19 protein-coding genes are annotated in these 21,799 nt (G+C 35.7%); 9 read left to right on the forward strand and 10 right to left on the reverse strand.

Translation table 11 applies throughout. The features are described from left to right. Positions 1-26: 26 nt before the first annotated feature. Both HYG87_RS04000 and HYG87_RS04005 read right to left on the reverse strand, forming a co-directional pair. Positions 27-1,034, reverse strand: coding sequence for an aminopeptidase P family protein (locus HYG87_RS04000; protein WP_211533937.1), 1,008 nt, complete (start codon positions 1,032-1,034; stop codon positions 27-29). A gap of 54 nt (positions 1,035-1,088) precedes the next feature. Next, the gene (locus HYG87_RS04005; RefSeq protein WP_211533938.1) at positions 1,089-1,544 is read right to left on the reverse strand and encodes an HIT family protein; all 456 of its coding nucleotides are present in this window, start codon (positions 1,542-1,544) and stop codon (positions 1,089-1,091) included. 127 nt (positions 1,545-1,671) lie between these two features. Here HYG87_RS04005 and ercA point away from each other — a divergent pair, with 127 nt between their 5' ends. From ercA to larE, 6 genes are all read left to right on the forward strand, one after another. After that, the gene (gene ercA, locus HYG87_RS04010; protein WP_211533939.1) at positions 1,672-2,832 is read left to right on the forward strand and encodes an alcohol dehydrogenase-like regulatory protein ErcA; all 1,161 of its coding nucleotides are present in this window, start codon (positions 1,672-1,674) and stop codon (positions 2,830-2,832) included. After that, positions 2,822-4,327 (forward strand): PAS domain S-box protein, encoded by a 1,506-nt coding sequence (locus tag HYG87_RS04015; protein ID WP_211533940.1) that lies wholly within the window; start codon positions 2,822-2,824, stop codon positions 4,325-4,327. The genes ercA and HYG87_RS04015 overlap by 11 nt, the downstream gene beginning before the upstream one ends. Before the next feature lie 123 nt (positions 4,328-4,450). After that, a complete protein-coding gene (locus HYG87_RS04020; RefSeq protein ID WP_211533941.1) occupies positions 4,451-5,041 on the forward strand; it encodes a site-2 protease family protein in 591 nt (196 codons plus the stop codon). Between the two features lie 32 nt (positions 5,042-5,073). Next, positions 5,074-6,261 carry a YcaO-related McrA-glycine thioamidation protein gene (locus HYG87_RS04025; protein WP_211533942.1) on the forward strand — a complete coding sequence of 396 codons (1,188 nt, stop codon included), beginning with the start codon at positions 5,074-5,076 and terminating at the stop codon, positions 6,259-6,261. Positions 6,262-6,293: 32 nt separating this feature from the next. Next, positions 6,294-6,938 (forward strand): TfuA-related McrA-glycine thioamidation protein, encoded by a 645-nt coding sequence (locus HYG87_RS04030; RefSeq protein WP_211533943.1) that lies wholly within the window; start codon positions 6,294-6,296, stop codon positions 6,936-6,938. A 16-nt stretch (positions 6,939-6,954) separates the two neighbouring features. Beyond that, entirely contained in the window at positions 6,955-8,016 is a 1,062-nt protein-coding gene (larE, locus tag HYG87_RS04035; protein ID WP_211533944.1) for an ATP-dependent sacrificial sulfur transferase LarE, read from the forward strand. 29 nt (positions 8,017-8,045) lie between these two features. Here larE and HYG87_RS04040 read toward each other — a convergent pair whose 3' ends face one another. The 8 genes from HYG87_RS04040 to rimI all read right to left on the reverse strand — a co-directional run bounded on the left by HYG87_RS04040 (position 8,046) and on the right by rimI (position 17,791). Beyond that, positions 8,046-8,468 carry a hypothetical protein gene (locus tag HYG87_RS04040; protein ID WP_211533945.1) on the reverse strand — a complete coding sequence of 141 codons (423 nt, stop codon included), beginning with the start codon at positions 8,466-8,468 and terminating at the stop codon, positions 8,046-8,048. A gap of 1 nt (position 8,469) precedes the next feature. Continuing rightward, positions 8,470-9,306 carry a CBS domain-containing protein gene (locus HYG87_RS04045; protein ID WP_211533946.1) on the reverse strand — a complete coding sequence of 279 codons (837 nt, stop codon included), beginning with the start codon at positions 9,304-9,306 and terminating at the stop codon, positions 8,470-8,472. Positions 9,307-9,392: 86 nt separating this feature from the next. Continuing rightward, the gene (locus tag HYG87_RS04050; protein WP_211533947.1) at positions 9,393-9,824 is read right to left on the reverse strand and encodes a universal stress protein; all 432 of its coding nucleotides are present in this window, start codon (positions 9,822-9,824) and stop codon (positions 9,393-9,395) included. A gap of 10 nt (positions 9,825-9,834) precedes the next feature. Then, complete coding sequence (locus HYG87_RS04055) at positions 9,835-10,986, reverse strand: amidohydrolase family protein (protein ID WP_211533948.1); 1,152 nt, start codon at positions 10,984-10,986, stop codon at positions 9,835-9,837. Positions 10,987-11,089: 103 nt separating this feature from the next. Beyond that, entirely contained in the window at positions 11,090-12,742 is a 1,653-nt protein-coding gene (locus HYG87_RS04060) for a PKD domain-containing protein (protein WP_211533949.1), read from the reverse strand. A 188-nt stretch (positions 12,743-12,930) separates the two neighbouring features. After that, complete coding sequence (carB, locus tag HYG87_RS04065) at positions 12,931-16,110, reverse strand: carbamoyl-phosphate synthase large subunit (RefSeq protein WP_211533950.1); 3,180 nt, start codon at positions 16,108-16,110, stop codon at positions 12,931-12,933. A gap of 70 nt (positions 16,111-16,180) precedes the next feature. After that, positions 16,181-17,263, reverse strand: coding sequence for a glutamine-hydrolyzing carbamoyl-phosphate synthase small subunit (carA, locus tag HYG87_RS04070; protein WP_211533951.1), 1,083 nt, complete (start codon positions 17,261-17,263; stop codon positions 16,181-16,183). A 66-nt stretch (positions 17,264-17,329) separates the two neighbouring features. After that, positions 17,330-17,791, reverse strand: a complete 462-nt coding sequence (rimI, locus tag HYG87_RS04075) for a ribosomal protein S18-alanine N-acetyltransferase (protein ID WP_211533952.1) — start codon at positions 17,789-17,791, stop codon at positions 17,330-17,332. Positions 17,792-17,809: 18 nt separating this feature from the next. Here rimI and HYG87_RS04080 point away from each other — a divergent pair, with 18 nt between their 5' ends. From HYG87_RS04080 to cobK, 3 genes are all read left to right on the forward strand, one after another. Next, entirely contained in the window at positions 17,810-18,193 is a 384-nt protein-coding gene (locus HYG87_RS04080) for a UPF0146 family protein (RefSeq protein WP_211533953.1), read from the forward strand. A 296-nt stretch (positions 18,194-18,489) separates the two neighbouring features. After that, positions 18,490-21,009 (forward strand): calcium-transporting P-type ATPase, PMR1-type, encoded by a 2,520-nt coding sequence (locus HYG87_RS04085; protein WP_211533954.1) that lies wholly within the window; start codon positions 18,490-18,492, stop codon positions 21,007-21,009. Beyond that, the gene (gene cobK / locus HYG87_RS04090; RefSeq protein WP_211533955.1) at positions 21,006-21,779 is read left to right on the forward strand and encodes a precorrin-6A reductase; all 774 of its coding nucleotides are present in this window, start codon (positions 21,006-21,008) and stop codon (positions 21,777-21,779) included. Before HYG87_RS04085 ends, cobK begins: the two co-directional genes overlap by 4 nt. The last annotated feature ends 20 nt before the right edge of the window (positions 21,780-21,799 follow it).

The following is a 21,799-nucleotide window of genomic DNA, read 5'->3' on the forward strand; positions in this document are numbered from 1 at the left end:
AGATCAAGAGTTGTATCCATTGATATTTAGTCATTTATCACTGGAGGGAGCTTAGATAATTTACCTGCTTTGTTTTTTATTAAAACAATATCCTCAATCCTCACACCCCATTCACCCTCTAAATATATTCCCGGTTCTATGGTAATAACCATGTTTTTTTCCAGAGTTATTTCTTCCCGGGAGGATATGGAAGGTTTTTCATGAACTTGCAAACCTACACCATGCCCAGTTGAATGAATAAAGTTATCTCCATACCCATAGTCCTTGATTACGCTTCGAGCGATGTTATCTATTTCACAGGCAGATATTCCAGGTTTTATTGATTTAATTGCTTCTTTTTGAGCTTCAAGACAAATATTTAATACTTCTTCCTGTTTTTCAGTCTCAATTATGGTACGGGTGCAATCAGATGAGTAATTATCCCAAACAGCACCCCAGTCAATAAGTAAGGGATATTCCAGTTTATTGGAGGTAGGAAGGGCATGGGGAAGGCTTGAACGTGATCCACTTGCAACTATAGTTTCAAATGCTTCTTTTTGAGAACCATTCATTCTCATTAAATATTCAAGCTCAGCTGCAAGTTCCCATTCATTTTTTTTAAATTCTAGTTTATTAAATGATTTTTCAGCAATAGAAATGGATTTTTTTATGGAATTGATCTCATGTGATGTTTTTATCATACGAGATCTTTCAATTAGATCAGTGACTTCCATATTATAATTATTTTTTATCTTATTATAAAATCCAATTTTCATGGATTCCTCAATTCCCAGTTTAGATAATTTAAGCTCATTTAACATATTTTTCAAATCTTTAAATGAATTGAATTCCTGTAAAGGGATCCTGGAAGTTTCATTTGCTTCTTCACTATCCATTTTTGATACCAGTAACAAAGGTTCATCTTTTAGAACTAAAATTGAAAATCCTGAAGGTTTAAAGCCACTCATATAAAATATGTTTTCTTCTTGTAGTAACAACATAGCCGGGATTTCTTCTTTTAGCATCTCATCCAAAATATTATTTACTCTATCCATGTAAATAGAACTCCTTTTTATGAATAATCCTAAAATTAGTTTTAATATTTTGATTTAAATTAGTTGTTTTTGAATTAAATTTTTCAATTTAAGATGTGTTTTTTCAGGTATTATCCGCTGCACTGGCTGAGGAATATAACCAAAATCAGGGTCCTGGAAGTCTATATCATCGAATTTGACTTTTTTTTCATATCGGGGTATGAAATGCCAATGCACTTCTGGTTTTGGATTTTTAGACCGAAAAGCAGAATTTTTAAAGCAGCTCCAATTAAATAAAGTAGGATTAAGAGTTTTTGAAACTGCTTTTTCCAGCAAGATTACTAATTCTCCAAAATCAATCCATTCGTCTTTATTTAATTGATTTAAATCTCTGCAACTTCTTTTCAATGCAACTACACATGTTCCCAGGTATCTCTGAGAAGGGGCCAGGTAAATAATCCATTTATGGCTTTCATATATTTTTTCACCATAAAACCCCTCCCTCCCACAATATTCACAAGAGGTATGCATTAAATCACCACTACTTTTAATAAATGTAATTATTTAAACCATTCCCCTATCAGATAATATAATTATATCAATAAATTAATATAAGCATAGGATACAATCAACATGTAAAATCACTAAGGTGTAATTTATGGTTCAAGAAAGTTATCTCCGAAAATTTGTGGCACCTGAATTTATCTATGGATCAGGGGCCCGGCTTCTTGCAGGCCGATATGCAAAAAATTTGGCTGCAAAAAAAGTCCTTATTGTAACCGACCCGGGGATAATGAATCTTAATATCTTAGGTGACCTGGAAGAGGTTTTAATTGAGCAAAACCTGGAATATGAAATATATTCCAGCATATCGCCTAATCCTCGTGATGAAGAAGTTATGGATGGTGCTGCGGTTTTCAATAGCGAAGAATGTAATTTAATTATTGCTCTGGGAGGAGGAAGCCCCATGGATTGTGCTAAAGGTATTGGAATAGTTTCCTCTAATAGAGAGCATATACTTGATTTTGAAGGAGTCGATCAGGTCCCCTTACCTTCACCTCCTTTAATATGCATCCCCACCACAGCCGGCACATCTGCTGATGTTTCTCAGTTTGCTATTATTCTAGATTCTATAAAAAAAGTAAAAATTGCCATTATAAGTAAAACCATGGTTCCAGATGTGGCATTAATTGATCCATTTACCACCTTAACCATGGATAAAAAATTGACTGCCCATACTGGATTTGATGCACTGGTACACTCATTTGAAGCCTATGTTTCTAATGCCAGTTCCCATATTACCAATTTACATGCCCTTGATTCTGTGAGGCTAATTTCATCTAATATACTACCAACTATCCATGACCTCCAGAATCAAAAGCTAAGGTCAAAAATGATGATGGGAAGTTTAGAAGCGGGTTTAGCATTTTCAAATGCAAGTTTAGGTTTAATACATGCAATGGCACACAGTTTAGGTGGATTGTTGGACTTAGCTCATGGAGAATCCAATGCCCTGCTCATGGAACATGTTATTGATTATAATTTCTATTCCGTTCCTGAAAAATACCTGAAAATCGCCCGTGTCATGGGATTGAATCTAAAAGGCATTAGTTTAGATGAAAAAAAAGATTCTCTATTGAAGCATATTACGGACCTTAAAAATCAAGCAGGAGTAAATACTAATCTAAAAAAAATGGGTGTGAATAAAGATGATATCCATTCTCTAGCACTTAAAGCCATAAACGACCCTTGCATTGTTACCAATCCTCGAAGGCCTTCTGTAGAGGATATTGAGGAGATATACCATAATGCCTTCTAATGATTACCAGGAGTGGGATACCCTCCGGGAAAAAATTATTGGGTTAGGAGAACGTTCCATACAAAAAAGTTATTATCCCAAGTTACAGGAACAGTTAAAAGAATTGGAAAGGTTTAAAACTTTGCTTGATCACTCCAATGATGCCATATTTCTTATTGAAGTTAGTTCCGGGAAATTAATGGATGTGAACCAATCGGCATTTAAGCAATTAGGATACAATTATTCTGATATTATTGAAATTAATATTTGGGATTTAATTATTAACCCGGACCATAAAAAATTAAAAAAAATATTTGCCATCAGTGATAATAAAAAAAAATCCAGATGGACACTGGAAACAGAATTCATAAAAAAAAATGGCTCTATCATTCCCATGGAAGTAAGTTTAAATTTGGTACTTTTTAGTGGTGAAAAATATTCTGTGATGGTGGCCCGGGATATTACTGAACGATTAATTACAGAGAAAGCTCTTAAAAAATCAGAAGACTATTACCGAACTATATTTGAAAATTCAAGTGCCGGAATGATTATCCTGGAAAAAGATACCACCATATCTCTGGCTAATAGCAAAATAGAATCTCTTACCCATTATTCCCGAAAGGAGATTGAGGGGAAAAAAACTATTAAAGATTTCATATCCCCTGAAGATAGGGAAAAGATTATAAAAATCCACCAAAAAACACGTCAAGATTCGTTTAAAGTTTCTGAAGAGTATGAAACCGATATTATGGACCGTGAGGGAAACAAGAAGCATGTATTTATAACTTTAGCTTCTATTCCAGATACTAGTAAACTTCTAGTATCGATTTTAGATATTACTGATCGTAAAAAAGCAGAGGAAAAAATAAAAAGCTCCCTTAAAGAAAAAGAAGTTTTATTACAGGAAATCCATCACCGGGTCAAAAATAATCTGCAAATCATATCCAGCCTGCTTAATTTACAGTCATCTAATATCCGGGATCCTGTAGACTTAGAAATATTCCAGGAAAGTCAGTACCGGATTAAATCAATGGCTCTAATCCATGAGCAGCTTTACAGATCCCGTGATTTAGCCAGTATAAATTTTGCTACATATATAAAGCAAATCATGTCACATTTATTCCATTCCTACAGTTTTGATAATAAAAATATCAAATTGAATTTGGAACTGGAAGACATTAATCTGGAGATTGATACTGCAATTCCCTGTGGACTCATCGTCAATGAAATTGTGAGTAACTGCCTTAAACACGCATTTAAAGGCCGAGATAGTGGTGAAATAAAGATTGTATTTAAAGAAAAAAAAGGATTGTATCATTTAACCATATCCGATAATGGAATCGGATTTTTACTTAAAAAAATGGAAAATAGTTCATCTTTAGGTTTAAAACTGGTTCAAATGCTGGTTGATCAAATTGAAGGAGAACTGGAAATTGATAGTAAAATGGAAGTGGCTGATTCAGGAACTTCTTTTCATATAAATTTCCAGCAAGTGCAATACAAAAAGAGAATATGATTAATTATTAAAAAAGATTATCTTAAGGTAATATTAAAAATTATTTCAAATTGAAATATTGGGCAATTATAAACCCTGCCCCATAGAAAGCATTATATGTTAAAAATTAGTTTCTATTAATATATGGTAAAATTTAGTTCTAGAGAAATAAGAGATATAATCATTTCCATGCTGGTTATAGCAGCAGTGTTTTCATATGTCCTTTCCGGGAGAAATATTGAAATCGCAACTCAGTATTATTTTATAAGTTTAATTGGAGTAGGTTCTGGATTTGTACTCCATGAATTAGCCCATAAAATAATGGCCATTCGATATGGTTTCTGGGCAGAATATAGATTATGGATAGAAGGTTTATTCCTGGCTTTAGTTACTGCATATTTCGGATTTGTATTTGCCGCACCAGGAGCAGTTTATATCCATGGGACTTATATAAAAGACGAGGAGAATGGTAAAATATCACTGGCAGGACCAGTAACAAATATTATTCTGGCACTATTTTTCTTTGCCTTAATTCCCCTCTTCCCAGCCAATTCAACTGTGGGAGCCATAGCCTTTTTAGGCTACTACGTAAATAGCATTTTAGCACTCTTTAACCTGATACCATTCAGCGTGCTGGATGGTGCAAAAATATTTCGATGGAATCCTCTGGTATGGGTTTTAGCTGCAGGAATAGCTTTCTTCATGACATTTAATGCCATGTTTAATATAATCTAATTCAAATTCAAAAAAAAATAAGGGGATTGTTCATGTTTTCTGATATTCAGGTTAAATATTTTGGATGTACTCATCGAGCCCTGAAACCTTCCCAAACCATAAAAAATGTGGAAAAAAAATTAAAAACCGCAGGGGTTACCCGTGTAACTGAAATTACTCATCTGGACCGGGTAGGAATTCCAGTTTACTCTGCCATCCGCCCTACTGCCCAGGAAGGTGCAGTAAGCATATATGCAGGTAAAGGAGCAACCACCCAGCAAGCTAAGGCTTCAGCTATGATGGAATCCTTTGAAAGATATTCTGCAGAAAAGCAAGTATCAGATAAAAAAAGAATTGTCAAAGGTAGTTATGGGGACATTTCCAATAGTTTAAATCCCGAATCACTTATTTTACCCCATAAAATATCCTTAAATGAAAATTTAGAATGGATAGAATCACAGGATATCTTCTCTGAAGATAAAATTATGATTCCCGCTAATTCTGTTTTCCATCCGTATGAATGTAACCATGCCATTAACCTATTTAAATCCAATACCAATGGATTGGCTTCAGGCAATGTGCTGGAAGAAGCTGTATTCCATGGAATTACCGAAGTAATTGAAAGAGATGCCTGGAGTATATTTGAAGTTAAAAAAGAAAGTACCACTGAAATTGATTGTGATGGTGTTGATAACCCCATAATAACCGATTTAATGGGCAAATTTAAAAAAGCAGGGATTGAGATTAAGTTGATGGATCTTACTGCCGATATTAAGGTTACCACTATGGCGGCTGTAGCAGATGATGCTGTATTAAAAGATCCTGCCCTTTTAACCCTGGGAGTGGGAACTCATCTGGACCCTGAAATTGCAGCAATAAGAGCTATTACAGAAGTAGCCCAAAGTAGAGCTACGCAGATTCATGGAACCAGAGAAGATACTGTTAGAGCTGTTTTCATGAGAAAAGCCGGCTATGAACGTATGAAAAGAATAAATAGACATTGGTTTGGTGAATCAAAAAAAATAATTTGTCTGGATGAACTAAAAAATAAATCCTGCTCTTCTTTTAGAGAGGACATAGAAATTGCCACCAAAGAAATAAAAAAATGCGGGATTAAAAAAGCTTTTTATGTTGATTTAACCCGAGATGAAGTAAAAGTCCCTGTGGTTAGAGTTATAATACCTGGAATGGAATTATTTTCAGTGGATCCTGATAGGAAGGGAAAAAGGTTAAAAAATTAATTATTTAAGGTGTAATTGATTAGAGTGAAAAAATGCCAGTTTCTTCTCTAAAAATCATAGTTTTTACCGGGCCCTCTCTAAATTCTAAGGAGGGGATGAAGATTCTCAAAGCGGATTACCGGCCACCAATAAAAAGGGGAGATGTTTTAGAAGCATTAAAAGAATCTCCAGATATTATAGCTATTATCGATGGAGTTTTTCACCAGCAGCCTGCTGTGTCCCATAGAGAAATAATAGAGGCCCTTAATGCCGGGATTATGGTGGTGGGGGGGTCCAGTATGGGTGCGCTTAGAGCATCGGAACTGAATGATTTGGGAATGATCGGCATAGGATATGTTTATTCCCAATATAAAAGTGGAAAAATAGAATCTGATGATGATGTGGCTGTGGTTTTTAGTCCAGAAAACTGGGAACAGTTATCAGATTCACTGGTAAGTATTGATTACAATCTAAAAATAGCCTGTAAAAAAAAAATTATATCTAAAAAACACAGGGATAAGATATTAAATACTGCAAAATCAATTTATTACCCTCATAGAACTTATAAAAAAATATTTAAAGAATCTAAAATTGAATCTGATGTTATAAGAGAACTTTCAAATTTTTTAGATAGTCACCCCTGTGATATTAAACAAAAAGATGCCTTAGAAGTCTTAAAATATATCAAATCATTATAATTTTCAGGTGTTATTTATGGAATTAGAAGCCAAAATAAATACCATTCGGGAACTGCTTAAAAATAAAAAAATACTTTTAGCTTTTTCAGGTGGAGCAGATAGTACTGTGGTGGCAAAGATTGCATCAGAAGTAGCTAAGAGTGTTCTAGCTGTCACTATTGATAATGGGGTAATGCCTTCTAGTTGCATTCAGAATGCAGAAAATATTGCCCGGCAGATGGGAATAGATCATATGGTTATAAGTGAAGATTACCTTCTAGATGAACATTTTAAAGAAAATAAACCCAATAGATGCTTTATATGTCGAAATAAAATGTATAGTAAATTAGAAACAGTAGCCCAGGAAAAGGGATTTAAATGTCTGGTGGATGGTACCAATATTAGTGATTTACTTGAAGATCGACCCGGTATTATGGTAAATTATCAGAAAAATATTTTCAGCCCATTAGTAGAATCAGGTATGACACAGGAAGATGTTTTAGATTTTCTGAAAAAAGAAAATTTGGAATTTTCTACCTCCACCACCTGTTTAGCCACCAGAATATCCACCGGAAGTGAGATAACTACTAAAAAAATTAATCGAATTTCTTATGCTGAATCTTTAATTAAGAACTTATCTTCGGCAAATTTTATTCGTGTTAGAGATCAGGGCGATATGGGTATAATTGAAGTGGATTCCTATAGCAGTCTGTTAAATCCTAATACTCTCCAGCATATAGATAGTGAACTAAAAGCAGTAGGTTTTAAAAAAGTTGTTCTGGATATTGGAGATTCCAGTAAGAAGAAGAAAGATTTAGTGGTCTACAAGCCCTGCAAAGATGAATTAAATAAAATAATGTTTGAAACGGAACTGCCCTATCCTATTAATATTGAATTAACTTGCATTGAACTTGAAAAAATGGGAATTGTTAAATGTTCTCCTGGTATGGGTATCGCCATGCTGGAAGTGGAAGGTAGGAATGTTACTATCTTTAAAAAAGGAAAAATAGTTGCCAGAAGAGTTAAAGATCAAGAAGATGCTCAAAAATTATTAATTAAAGTTTTACCCAAAATCAGGCGTTTTGTAAGTGAAATATAGGTTTATACTGCCCTTAGGGATTAAAGAGTTTAAATAGTTTTTTGGATATTTTCATTTAGTTTGCGCCTGAAGCTACTTAACCTGGAAAAAGATCCCCTATCATCAGGCCCTTTTAGAATTAGAATATTTTCTGGCATGTGAAATTCTACATTATCTGCATATATCTGATTAAAAGTGATTTTTACCTGGGAAGATTTTTCCAGAGAATCATTAGTTTCCAGATTGTAATCTAAAAAGAGTTCCTGATGAGGTAAAACACCATGAATCGCTTTTTTGATCACAGATTCCAGTAAATCAAGGAAGGATTCAATTGCCGGTTTTTCCTGCCACCAGCAGTATCCCCATAGAAGTTTAAGCTGGATGGTGTGAAAGAATACTTCTCCCTGGCTTTTTGAGGCTACTTTGATTAAGCCAGTAGAAGTACTAATTTTTAATAGATTTGAGTTTTCCATCTTAATCAGTCAATGCTTTTATAAGATCGTTGGCTCTTACTAAACCCACCAGTTCACCTTCAACATCAATTATAGGGACCTGTTCGATATTGTTCTGCCTCATCTTCTTAGCACAATCAGAAACTGTAGTTCTAATGGTAGCCGTGACAACTTCAGAGGTGGCCACATCCTTAACTTCTTTATCAGAAAACTTAAGATGATTTTTTATAACATATAATACATTGGTACTATCCCATGACCATTTATCGCCCTCGGTCCCTACAGAAGTATTATGTACTGTACTTTCAGAAACAACTTCACTTTCATTGATGAAATCCGTTTCAGTTAGTATTCCTGATAATTTTCCATTATTATTAAGTGAAAATAAAACTTTTAAATGGAAGTACCGCATAATTTCAAAGGCTATATTTAGAGGTGTTCTCTCCCAGGTAGTAGGTGTGGTTTTTAGCATATAGCTTTCCAGAGGCTCATTAACCTCAATTTGAGATAAAGCTCGAGCCACCAGATCATATGATGTTATTATACCTACTAATTCCCCATTTTCAACTACTGGAACTCTCCTAATATTATTTTCCAACATTTTAGTCGCAACAACATTTACTTCTTCATCGGGAGAAGTTGTTATTGGATTTCTTGTCATTATAAGTGCTATTTGTTCTTCGTCAGGGTTTTCAACTAAATCTGTCCGGGTTACAATACCCACCACTTCCATAGTGCCTTCTTTGACCACTGGCACTCCAGAATAATTAGTCTCCCTCATGAGACTTAGAGCACTGGTTCTATTACCCGGTACTTTAATATAGTGTATTTCATCAGACATAACGTCCTTTACTAGCATTATTACACCAACTATCCTTAATTATCAAATATAATTATAAAAGAATTTTTTTATTTAAAATAAAATTAGTATAAAAGATTAATTCATTAGTGAACCACTAAAACCGGACAGCTGGATGATCGAACAACTTTTTCAGCTACACTGCCCAGTAAAAATCTATCCAGACCATGTTTTCCAGAAGTTCCAATAACCACTAAATCAATATCCTCCTCTTTGATGGTCTTCAATACTACATCTGCAGGAGAACCTTCTTCAGTTTTTAATGTTATCTTAACATCATTTTGGTCCTTTTCAACGATTTCATCAATCTTATCCAGAGATCTTTCAGCTTCTTCTTCCAGCATTTCCTTAATCCTTACAATCAAGTCATCAGCAGGAAGTCCTACTAAAGAAGATGTTTCCATAACTGCTAAGGCAATTATTTCTGCACCACTAGCTTTGGCAATCCATTGTGCGTGTTTTGCAGCCTTGTTAGCATACTCCGAACCATCAGTAGGCAATAGAATTTTCTTGTACATTGGTTCACCTCTAATATATTATGTTACCTTTTATTATCAGACATATTATATTTTTCGATTCAGTCCTATTTATAAGGGACAGATATGGGTGGGATGATAGCTGTTTTACTATCATTAAATCTGCTAATCTTCCTTCATCTAAAAACCCGGAATCTATGGGCAAGGCATGGGCAGCATTTGCGGTGGCCATTTTCAAAATATCTGCAGGGGAAAAATGAGATTTATAAAAGCCTCTGGTTAATTTTAATGCATATTCCATCTCTCTAAACATATTAGGGGAGTTGAACATTAAATTATCCGTCCCCAGGAGGGTGTTTATTTTATATTTCTGAAAATCCAGTAAAGGAGGAATACCTACTGCCAGTGCCCCATTAGAACGGGGACATGAAACCACCGGGACATTTTTTAAAGAAACTTCTCTTAGATCCCCAGATACTGGAGAATTTAAATGAATTAATAATTTAAAACCGCAATCCAGAGCCCTTTTAACCTCGCTTTTGCCGGTTTCTTTCACCGAATTATCCTGAACATCTTCATATTCTGCAACATGAATAGAAGAAATTTTACCCTGCTTTTTGCATTCCTGGGCAATTATAGATGCCACTTCTTCTCTTATTTCACCAAAACCACTGGGTGCCAGACCATCACAATACTTTAATAAATTTCTGGCCACTTTTTTAACTTTTGTTAAACTTGCTTCATTATCAAAAAAGATATCATCCCTGCCCAGGATGATTTTATGTATAGGGATATCTTTTCCTGCTTCTTGCAGAAGTTTTATTCCAGCAAGCCCCCCCTCCCGATAATCAACGAAAGTAGATGTTCCTGTGGATAGCATTTCCATCATGGCTTTTTTCATGGCCTGAATGAGATCATCTGAGCTTGAATTAGATAAAATCTGATGTTTAAGGCCATGCGGAGGTTTAACTATTTCTGCAATGCTTTTGCCATCCCCTACATCCATTGCCACCGCATCTCCAATATGTACATGAGCATTAACTAAAGCAGGCGATACAATGCACCCTGTCGCATCGATTTTATGTGATGAATGGACTTTTCTGGTGGTTTTTTCTATTATAATACCCTCTTCAATAATCAGATTAGCCTTTTGAGGATCTAAATTTTCCCCCCACAGTACCAGCCCATTTTCTATAACCAGCATAATCCACCATTTTAATAGATTCTAATCATGCAATATCATGAAATGTTTTTTTTTGATTTTTTAAAAAATATAAAATTTCCGGTTTTAAATCCTTGAATATTAATTAGAATTTCCTGAGATTATTATTTTCATTGCTTTCAGAAACTTTATTGAAAAAATCAACCTTTATACTGCCATTTTTATAAGAATAAGGTACTTTCAATGTTACAGAAGCCCCTGAAGCCAGACTGGAAGTATAGATATCTTTATAGTTTTTAGAGGAAGATTGCCCATACCATGCCCGGGTGTGGAAGTTTTTAGCAATAGCCGAACCCTGATTTTTGATGGTGACATATAAATAACGTCCTGATTTGCGAGAACTGGTTATTATTAAATCTGGTTTAGGAGTAGCTACTACTTTAGGAGGATTAATGGTAATTTTAGTAGATTTTGAACTTGATTTTCCAAAACTATCTGTGGCAGTGAGGGTAACTGTGTAGTTTCCACTTTTATTATAGCTATGGGTTAGGGAAGGTCCGCTGCCACTGGATCCGTCACCAAAATTCCATTTTAAAGAATTAATACTATCTCCTGTATCAGGGTCATAGGATGAGGATAAAAAATTAATAGGAGTTCCCGGAAAAAGATTAGAAGCATTGAACTTAAAATCAACAATAGGATTGCGATTTATAACTTCAATAGTCCGGCAATAGCTGGCACTCTGATTCTGATTATTCCAGACCGTATGATTAACCACGAAAATTCCAGGAGCATTATAAGAATAGTTAATGTTGTGAGGTGTATCTGAATAAAGAATATTTCCATCACCCCAGTTCCAGATATATTTTATCAGTGCATAAGGTGTATCATGGGATTTTTCAAAAAAAGTTATATTCTGGTTAATGTAATAAGGGCCTTTACTTACATCAAAAAAAGATACTGTAGAGCTTTTAATCCGTTTACTATTGTACCACTCTTCTGCTGCCTGGTTATCATAGGGAGTGGTTTCTATTGCAGTAGGAAAAGTCCCTTTCCAATCACCTACAAAAGCAGCATATCCTCCGGTATTTTTCCAGATAAGTGTTCCATTAAAAAGAGTACTTCGGGTTATTGTTTCCCAATTTTGAAGATTGGCCTCTTTAAAGTTTTCAGCACCATTTAAAAAGTCGTAAATTATTTCTGCACCATTCCATGCCGTAGCATAATAATTTGCTCCAGAACCAGTGAACATGCGGGAAAAGTTGTATATGGTTTCAATGGGATTGGCTACTTCATAGTTTTCTACCCATCCTGTAGAAAAGCATGCATGGAGAAATATAACCGGTATACCTGGTTTAAAGGGAGCATAAAATAATTCACCATTCCATCCTTCCCTCATTTTATCTTCCACACCCCATATCCATTTATAATCAGAATCAGAGGTGACTATAGCAAAGGGAGCTTTAGCAGAACCGCCCTTATTATTATAATTGCCAGTTTGATATCCACCATGACCGGCATAAATTATGGCATCAGCATTGAACATTCCCTTTAAAATATTTTTAGATGTAGCATTTTCCCTATAAAGTTCTAAAACTTCATAACCTCTAGATTTTAGAGTTTGTGCAAGTTTATTTGTCTCAGAATAAGAAAGTGGATAGTCATTAAAAGAATCCCCAATTATAAGTATATGGGCATCTGCTGTAGAAATGTTAAATGCTAAAGATGAAGCAAAAATAGTCACTATGAGTATAAAAGAAATTATTAAAGTTTTTATTTTTCGAGAATTATTCCACATTTTAATACACCGGCTGATAATCAAACCCTGATTAATCAATAATATTTGACTATATACCTAATAAATTGATGTTAGAATATTACTATTCCGAATAGAAAATTCTCTGGAGAGAGCATACCCCTATGAGCAAATATATAAAAAAGAAAAAAACACCCTGAATGGTGCATTTTTAAAGTATTTATCCAAATCTAGAGATTATGGTACTCTTTAAGAGACCTTACAGTAATTTTTCCGTTTTTAACTTCATTTATAGCATTTAAAGCCGCTCGAGCTCCGGCCAGAGTAGTTACATAAGGAATACCCAACTCTACGGCCATTCTTCGGATTAAATATCCGTCATCTGCAGATTGCTTGCCTGAAGGAGTATTTATTATCAGTCCAATCTCACCCTTGTTAATTGCATCCTGGATATTAGGTGATCCCTGACTTACTTTTCGTATGATCTCAATTTCAAGTTCATCTTCTACTGCTCGAGCAGTTCCACGGGTAGCCACTATTTCAAAACCCAGTTCATCGGCTTTTTTTACAATGTCTGTGATTTTATCCTTATCTGCATCCCGAACACTTATGAATATTTTACCTGTAGTAGGGAGATCCATATTAGCTGAAAGCTGGGATTTATAATAGGAGAGTCCGAAATTTTCATCTATCCCCATGCTTTCCCCGGTGGATTTCATTTCAGGACCTAAAACTGAATCAGATTCCGGTAACTTAATAAAGGGGAATACAGATTCTTTTACTGCCACGTGATCAATTTCTATCTGGTCTTTAAGACCATAGTCTTTTAATTTATGGCCCATCATAAGCATAGCTGCTATTTTTGCCAATGGAACTCCAACTGCCTTACTAACAAAAGGAACTGTTCGGCTGGCTCGAGGATTAGCTTCCAGGATATACAGTTTGGGCTCTTCATCAAGTTTAACTGCATACTGTATATTCATTAAGCCCACTACTCCCAGTTCAAGGGCTAGTTTAGTGGTAAAATCTTTTATATCATTTAAAATTTCTTCAGGAATAGTTTGAGGAGGTATAACGCATGCAGAATCTCCAGAATGAACTCCTGCCTCCTCTATATGCTCCATTATTCCACCTATAAATACTTCTTCTCCATCACAAAGAGCATCCACATCCACTTCGATGGCATCCTGCAGGAATTTATCAACAAGTATAGGGTGTTCTGGAGAAACTCTTACTGCTTCTTCCATATATTCCCTCAGTTCGTCATCATCATAAACTATTTCCATGGCTCTTCCCCCCAGGACATATGAAGGTCGAACCAGTACCGGAAATCCTATTTTTTCTGCTACACCCCGGGCATCTTCAAATGATTTTGCAATTCCATATGCTGCCTGGGGAATTTCAAGTTTTTCTAGTACCTGAGAAAATCTTTCCCTATCTTCAACTTTATCTATGCTTTCATGAGGAGTTCCCATTATTTTAACACCTTCTTGAGCCAGAGGCACCGCCAGATTAATGGATGTTTGTCCTCCGAACTGTACCACCACTCCCTCAGGTTTTTCTTTATCCACAATGTTTAAGACATCTTCCAGAGTTAATGGTTCAAAATAAAGTTTGCTGGATATATCATAGTCTGTACTCACCGTTTCAGGATTATTGTTGATAATGATGGTTTCAATGCCCTGTTCTTTTAAAGCCATGGCCGCATGAACGCAGCAGTAATCAAATTCTATACCCTGACCAATTCGAATTGGTCCGGCACCTATTATTATCACTTTTTTATTAGAAGAAACATCTACTTCATCTGCCAGACCATAGGTGCTGTAATAATAAGGTGTTTTGGCTTCAAATTCAGCAGCGCAAGTATCTACCATTTTAAAAGTAGGGATAATGCCCTCTTCATTTCTCAAGTTTCTGACTTCTTTCTCATCAACCTTACATATTTCTGATATGATCCTATCTGAAAAACCCATCTTTTTAGCTTTTAATAGCATCTCAGAGTCAAGAAACGGTTTAGATGATATTTCATTTTCTAATTCCAGGATATTCATTAATTTATAAAGGAAAAATTTATCAATAAGGGTAATCTGATGAATTTCATCCACTGAGATTCCCTGTTTCAAGGCAGTATAAACCTGAAATAGTCTTTCATCAGTAGGGTGGGCCAGCTGATCTTTAGTAAAGGGAACATCTTCAAATCCATAACGACCAGTATCAAGAGATCTGATGGCTTTATGTAATGCCTGCTCTATGGTACGACCTATTGCCATCACCTCACCGGTGGATTTCATCTGTACCCCTATCTCTTTACTGATTCCTTTAAATTTATCAAAGGGCCAGCGAGGTATTTTAGCCACCACATAATCAAGTGCAGGTTCAAATGATGCCGGGGTTTCTTTAGTTATATCATTTTGAATTTCATCCAGGGTCATTCCAATGGAAATTTTAGCAGAAATCTTGGCAATAGGATATCCTGTTGCCTTGGAAGCCAGGGCACTGCTCCTACTTACCCGGGGATTAACTTCAATCACCTTATATTCTCCGGTTTCAGGATTAACTGCAAACTGGATATTGCAACCACCCTGAATATTTAAAGCCCTTATGATCTTTATAGAAGCATCCCGTAGTTTATGATTTTCCAGATCACTTAGAGTTTGTGAAGGGGCCACTACCACACTCTCTCCGGTGTGGATTCCCATGGGGTCAATATTTTCCATATTACATATGATGATACAGGTATCGTTTTTATCCCGCACGACCTCGTATTCAAATTCTTTCCACCCTAAAACTGACTGGTCAATTAGTACCTGATTTATAAAACTCATATCCAGTCCACGGTTGGCAATTTCCCTAAGTTCGGCTTCATTATAGGCCACTCCTCCACCAGTACCTCCTAATGTAAATGCGGGTCGTACAATAACCGGGTAACCGATTTCTTCAACAGCTTTTATAGCTTCTTCCACAGATTCGACTGCTTTAGCTTTGGGTACCGGTTCATTGAGTTTTTTCATAAAGCTATCAAAAAGATCACGGTCTTCTACATTTCGTATAGTTTCAATACTCGAACCAATAACTTTTAATCCTTTCAGGGCACCTATTTGTTCCAGTCCAGTGGCAACATTAAGACCCGTCTGCCCCCCCATGGTAGGTAGTATTGCATCAGGTTTTTCCTTTTCAATGATTTTAGCCACGATTTCTGGGGTTAATGGTTCCACATACACGCTGTCTGCCATATCAATATCAGTTTGAATGGTAGCAGGGTTACTATTTACCAGAACTGTTTCTATTCCTTCATCTTGTAGTGATTTACAAGCTTGAGATCCAGAATAATCAAATTCCGCCGCCTGCCCTATTTGTATAGGTCCTGATCCTATTATGAGTACTTTTTTTATAGTCTGATCCTTTGGCATTACTATCCCCGTTTTTTCTTTTTTAAGAATAATTTTTATTATGATATTTAAATTTTCATAGATCGGTTGCCTAATATTCTTTCATTATTTTTATGAAGCTATCAAAAGTATATTTGGTGTCATTTGGTCCAGGCCCGGCTTCCGGGTGGTACTGAACCGCAAATATTGGTAATTCATTATGGTTTATTGCTTCAGGAGTCCCATCATTAAGGTTAATTTGAGTTATTTCCAGGGGTTGATTCTTTAGTGAATCAGGATCCACGGCAAAGCCATGGTTTTGAGAAGTAATAGAAACTTTTCCAGTAATTAAATCTTTTACCGGTTGATTAACTCCCCGGTGACCAAACTTCATTTTATAAATTTTTGCCCCAAATGCCAGAGATATTATTTGTAGGCCAAAACAAATCCCAAATATAGGTAATCGTTCTGAGAGTTTTTTTACAGTGCTTATGGATTCTCTCACCCTATTAGGATTACCTGGTCCGCTTGAAATTAGAACAGCATCAGGATCATAATCCATGATATCTGCAGGATCCGTATCATATGGTAAAACCACCACCCCCACTTCTCGATCAAGCAGGGCATTAATACTATTATTTTTTATACCACAATCCACAATAACCATTTTTTTCTTAAAGTCTTCACCCAGGATTTTAGGTTCGCGAACCCCCACCTTATCTACCAGATCCATATCCACAATGCTGGGCTGGGCTCTAGCCATCTGCAGCAATTCTTCATCGCCAATTTCCTCAGTACTGATTGCTCCCTTCATAGCCCCATGTTCTCTGATTTTAATGGTTAAAAAACGGGTGTCAATCCCACTTATTCCGGGAATTTCATATTCTTTTAAAAATTCAGATAATCCTTTTTCAGAAAGCATATGGGAAGGGTGAGTACATTCCTCCCTTACCACAAATCCTTCTGCTTTAATTCCATCGGATTGGTACCAATCCTTATTTATTCCATAATTACCCTGTAAGGGGTAAGTATTCATTAAAATTTGACCCTTATAAGAAGGATCAGTTAAAGATTCAACATACCCTGTCATTCCAGTGGAAAAAACAACTTCACCGGTTTTAACAGTTTCAAAGCCAAAACCTTCTCCTTTGAGTATTGTACCGTCTTCTAAAGCAATTTTTGCTTCTTTTGCCATTTAATCACCATTAGTTTAAATTTAGTTGGTTTAAAATAATTTAAGTGGATTTTTCAGATTAGATAGTTATTTCATATTCTGCGAAATAGAGTTATTATTGAGATTTTTATTCATTACAATTGCATTTTCTCCATCTTCATAATAAGCTGTAATTATTTTCTCTTCATTAAATCCCATGCTTTGATAAAAATTTCGAGCACCTTTATTTTCAGCCCTTACCTCTAATTTTATATTTTTCAATCCATACTTGGTAAACATATCCTCGGCCATGCCCACCAGTTGACTTCCCACCTGGTTTCGACGGTAATTCTGATCCACTGCCAGAGAAATAATATGTCCTTCATCTTCAAACCTGATCCAGAATATAATATAACCCTGTATTATATTATCTTGCTGGGCAACCAGGAATCCCGCCCCCAAATTATATATGTCTTTGAGTATACTTGGTGGATAAGGATCATCAAAAGACATTTCTTCGATTTCTAAAATCCTTTTAAGGTCTGGAAGTCTAAATTCCCTTATTATCATTATATCTCCGGCGATATCATGTGGAAAGATTTTGCAGTTTACATAACAAACAAATGCTCACCCTCGGATAAAGTAGTGGAAGTGGGGGTGGGGAAATTTAATCAGGTTTCCAATTACTTGAAAGAACATTATAAAATGAATATTATTTTAACTGATATTAAACCTTCCCATCAGGGTGTGGTGGAGGATGACATTACCAAACCCCAGCAAAGTCTATATGAAAATGCCAGTTTAATATATTCTATACGGCCCCCTGGAGAATTACACCAACCTTTAATGGATATAGCCGATAAAACGGGAGCTATTCTAATAATAAAACCACTAGCAAATGAGGATATCCTTACCAGTGAAAAAATGAGGTTGGTTAATTATAATAAAGCTTTTTTTTATATTTATCCGTAAACAAAAACGTTTTACCAGACTACTATTATTTTTTTAATTATAATTATGCGTTAAAAAGATCTTAAATAAGGTAGATACTAAATATGAAACAGAAAATTTCAGGATAAATAGGCATTAATAATTAAATCTACAGAAGTATTAATAAGTGATTACAGCAAATTATTAATAATATATAAAAGAATTTATAGAATCTGCCTCAATTAATAACTAATTATAATTTATCCTTTAATTCAATTAATCCTAATTTTAATGGGAGTGTATTTTTTATTAGTACCAAATGAAAAAAAGTGTTAACTATGAAATGGGAAAAAATGAATGTTAAAGATGTATTAAACACTCTTAAAACCAGTTTCGATGGTTTAAGTATAGATGAAGCCCGGTTACGACAGGAAAAGTACGGGAAAAATGAACTGGTAGAAGAAGAAAAAGATAGTCCCATTAAACTATTCTTAATGCAATTCATGGATATTTTAATTATCCTGCTGATACTGGCAGCTATAGCCGCCTATTTTGTAGGGGATGAACTCGATGCAGTGGTAATTCTAGCAGTGGTCATATTAAATACATGTATAGGATTCATACAGGAGTATCGAGCTGAAAAAGCCATGGAAAAACTGAAAGGTTTGATATCCAGTGAAGCAGTAGTTATAAGAGATGGTCAAACCATGGAAATTCCCACTTCTGAATTAACTCCTGGAGATCTAGTGGTGATTGAAGAAGGGGATAACATACCCGCAGATATTCGTTTAATTGAAACTTCTGAATTACTTATTGATGAATCATCTCTCACGGGAGAATCAGTTCCAGTTTCTAAAATCACCGAAATAGAAAATAAGGAAAATGAAAGAGAAGTAATGGCTTATATGGATTCATATGTTGTTTCTGGTCGTGGGAAAGGTGTGGTAATAGAAATAGGAATGAATACCTCCATTGGTAAAATTGCAGAAATGATACAGGAAGAAGAAGGTAAAACACCCCTCCAGGAAAAGATAGCCAGTCTGGGAAAAAGTTTAGGTCTGATTGCCCTTTTGGTAAGTGCAGCAGTATTTATAATTGAATTTTTCAAAGGAAGTCCTCTGGTGGAGACCTTCACCACAGCAGTATCCCTGGCTGTGGCTGCAGTTCCAGAAGGATTGCCGGCGATTCTTACCCTTACCCTGGCTTTAGGAATGCAGAGAATGGCGAAAACTAATGCCGTGGTAAGAAAACTTCTGGCAGTGGAAACTTTAGGGTCCTGTACAGTAATATGTACCGATAAAACCGGTACCCTTACCTTAAACCGGATGTCCGTCAGAGATACCTGGCTTACTTCACCAGAGAACGCCCTTAAAATCTGTGCTTTATGTAATAATGCCCGTTTATCTGAAGGGAAGGTAATTGGAGATCCTACCGATGGGGCTATACTTTTGTATGCTGAAGAAGAAGGGTATTCTCCAGAGGAACTTGAGAAAAAATATCCTCGAATTATGGAAATTCCATTGGATAGTACCCGAAAAAGGATGAGTACCATAAACCAGATGGATGATGAGAATTATTTGTTAACTAAAGGGGCTCCAGAAATAATACTGAAACATTGTAAATGGATAGAAAAAGATGGCGATTTAGTGGAAATGGGGCCTCAAGATCAAGAAGAAATAATGGGACTTCTAAATAAAATGACCCGCAATGCTTTACGGGTTTTAGCACTTTCATACCGTAAAATCAGCCCTGATGAAAATTTAGAAGAAAAAGACAGTCTGGAAAGAGATCTTATCTTCGTGGGGCTGGTGGGAATGATGGATCCTCCCCGCCAGGAAGCAACTGATGCCATAGAAGTGTGTAAAAAAGCAGGTATAAGTGTGGTTATGATTACTGGAGACCATCGAGACACCGCTGCAGCCATAGCTAGAGAAATCGGAGTCATTGAAGATGGAGGAAGGGTTTTAACTGGACCTGAATTAGAAAAACTTAGTGAAAGCGAATTTGAAGATATAGTAGAAGAAGTAAAGGTCTATGCCCGGGTTTTTCCAGAACAAAAAGTGCGTATTGTAGAAGCCCTGCAAAATAAAGATAACGTAGTTTCCATGACTGGTGACGGAGTAAATGATGCTCCCGCATTGAAGAAAGCAGCCATAGGAGTTTCTATGGGAATAACAGGTACTGATGTTGCTAAAGAATCTTCAGATATGGTATTGCAGGATGATAACTTTGCTACCATTGTACATGCCGTTAAAGAGGGGAGGACTATCTTTGATAATATTCGAAGATTTGTAAAGTTTCAGATTTCAACCAATGTGGGGGCCATTTTGACCATTGTTTCAGCCTCAGTATTGAATCTCCCTATTCCCTTCAATCCTATCCAGATTTTGTGGATAAATATTATAATGGATGGACCTCCAGCTCAATCTTTGGGGGTGGAACCTCCAGAAAAAAATATCATGCTCCGTAAACCAGACAAGGAAAATATTTTACCCCGCAAGAATTTACTACATATTATAATTGCCGGCCTGGTGATGGCAGTAGGGACTCTGGGTTTATACATATATCAGCTTTCTATAGGTATTAGTGAAATTCAAGCCAGAACCGTTGCTTTTACCGTATTTGTGATGTTCCAGATATTCAATGTCTTTAACTGTAAATCAAAAACTGGTTTTTCAAATCGTTTCTTAATAATTGCTATTAGTGTATCTTTTTTACTACAATTAATGGTAATTTACGTCCCTTTTTTGCAGGATATATTCCGTACAACTGCTATTTCCCCGGTAGACTGGGCTTTAATAATGGTGATATCCTCCTTAATTCTGGTTAGTGAAAAAATAGTGGAGAAATTTACATGAAAATCCTGGTAATGTCAGGAACCAGAGATGCCTTTGAAATTATAAATACACTTAAGGAGAATCCTCAGCTACATATTACTGCCACTACCACCACATCTTATGGATCCCAGATGGCAAAAGATTCCGGGGCTAATGAAGTGGTGCCCCACGGCCTCAAAAAAGGGGAATTGATAAATTTAATTTCAAAAAATAAGATTGATGTTTTAATTGACGCCACCCACCCTTTTGCTGCAAAAGCAACCATTAATGCCCTAAGTGCATCTAAAGCTACTAAAACATATTATATTCGATTTGAAAGACCCCAAATTGAAATCAAAGATAATCCATTAATTATTAAGACTTTTTCATTTAAGGAAGCATCCCGGGTAGCCTCCACTATGACTAAAGGTAATATAATGCATTTAGCAGGTGTATCAACATTAGGTGAGGTTCTATCCCACAATGACCATGATAAAGTGTTTATAAGGGTTTTACCTGTTCTTGATTCTGTGGAAAAATGTTTAAAAATGGGCCTTGAACCAAGCCACATAATAGCAATGCAGGGTACCTTCAGTGAAAATTTTAATAAAGCATTGCTGGAGGAATACAAAATTTCACTGATAATCACCAAAGAAAGTGGAAAAACCGGTGGAACTCCTTCTAAAATAGCTGCTGCACTGGAACTGGGCCTCAAGGCAGTTATTGTTATGCGGCCTTATATAAAAGAACTTGAAAATGAAAAAGTAGTTCAGAGTAGGGATGAGCTTTTAAATATTCTGGATAATAAATGATATTAATATTCAATATTCTT

Origin of the sequence: Methanobacterium alkalithermotolerans (assembly GCF_018141185.1) — an archaeon.
Lineage (GTDB): Archaea > Methanobacteriota > Methanobacteria > Methanobacteriales > Methanobacteriaceae > Methanobacterium_F > Methanobacterium_F alkalithermotolerans.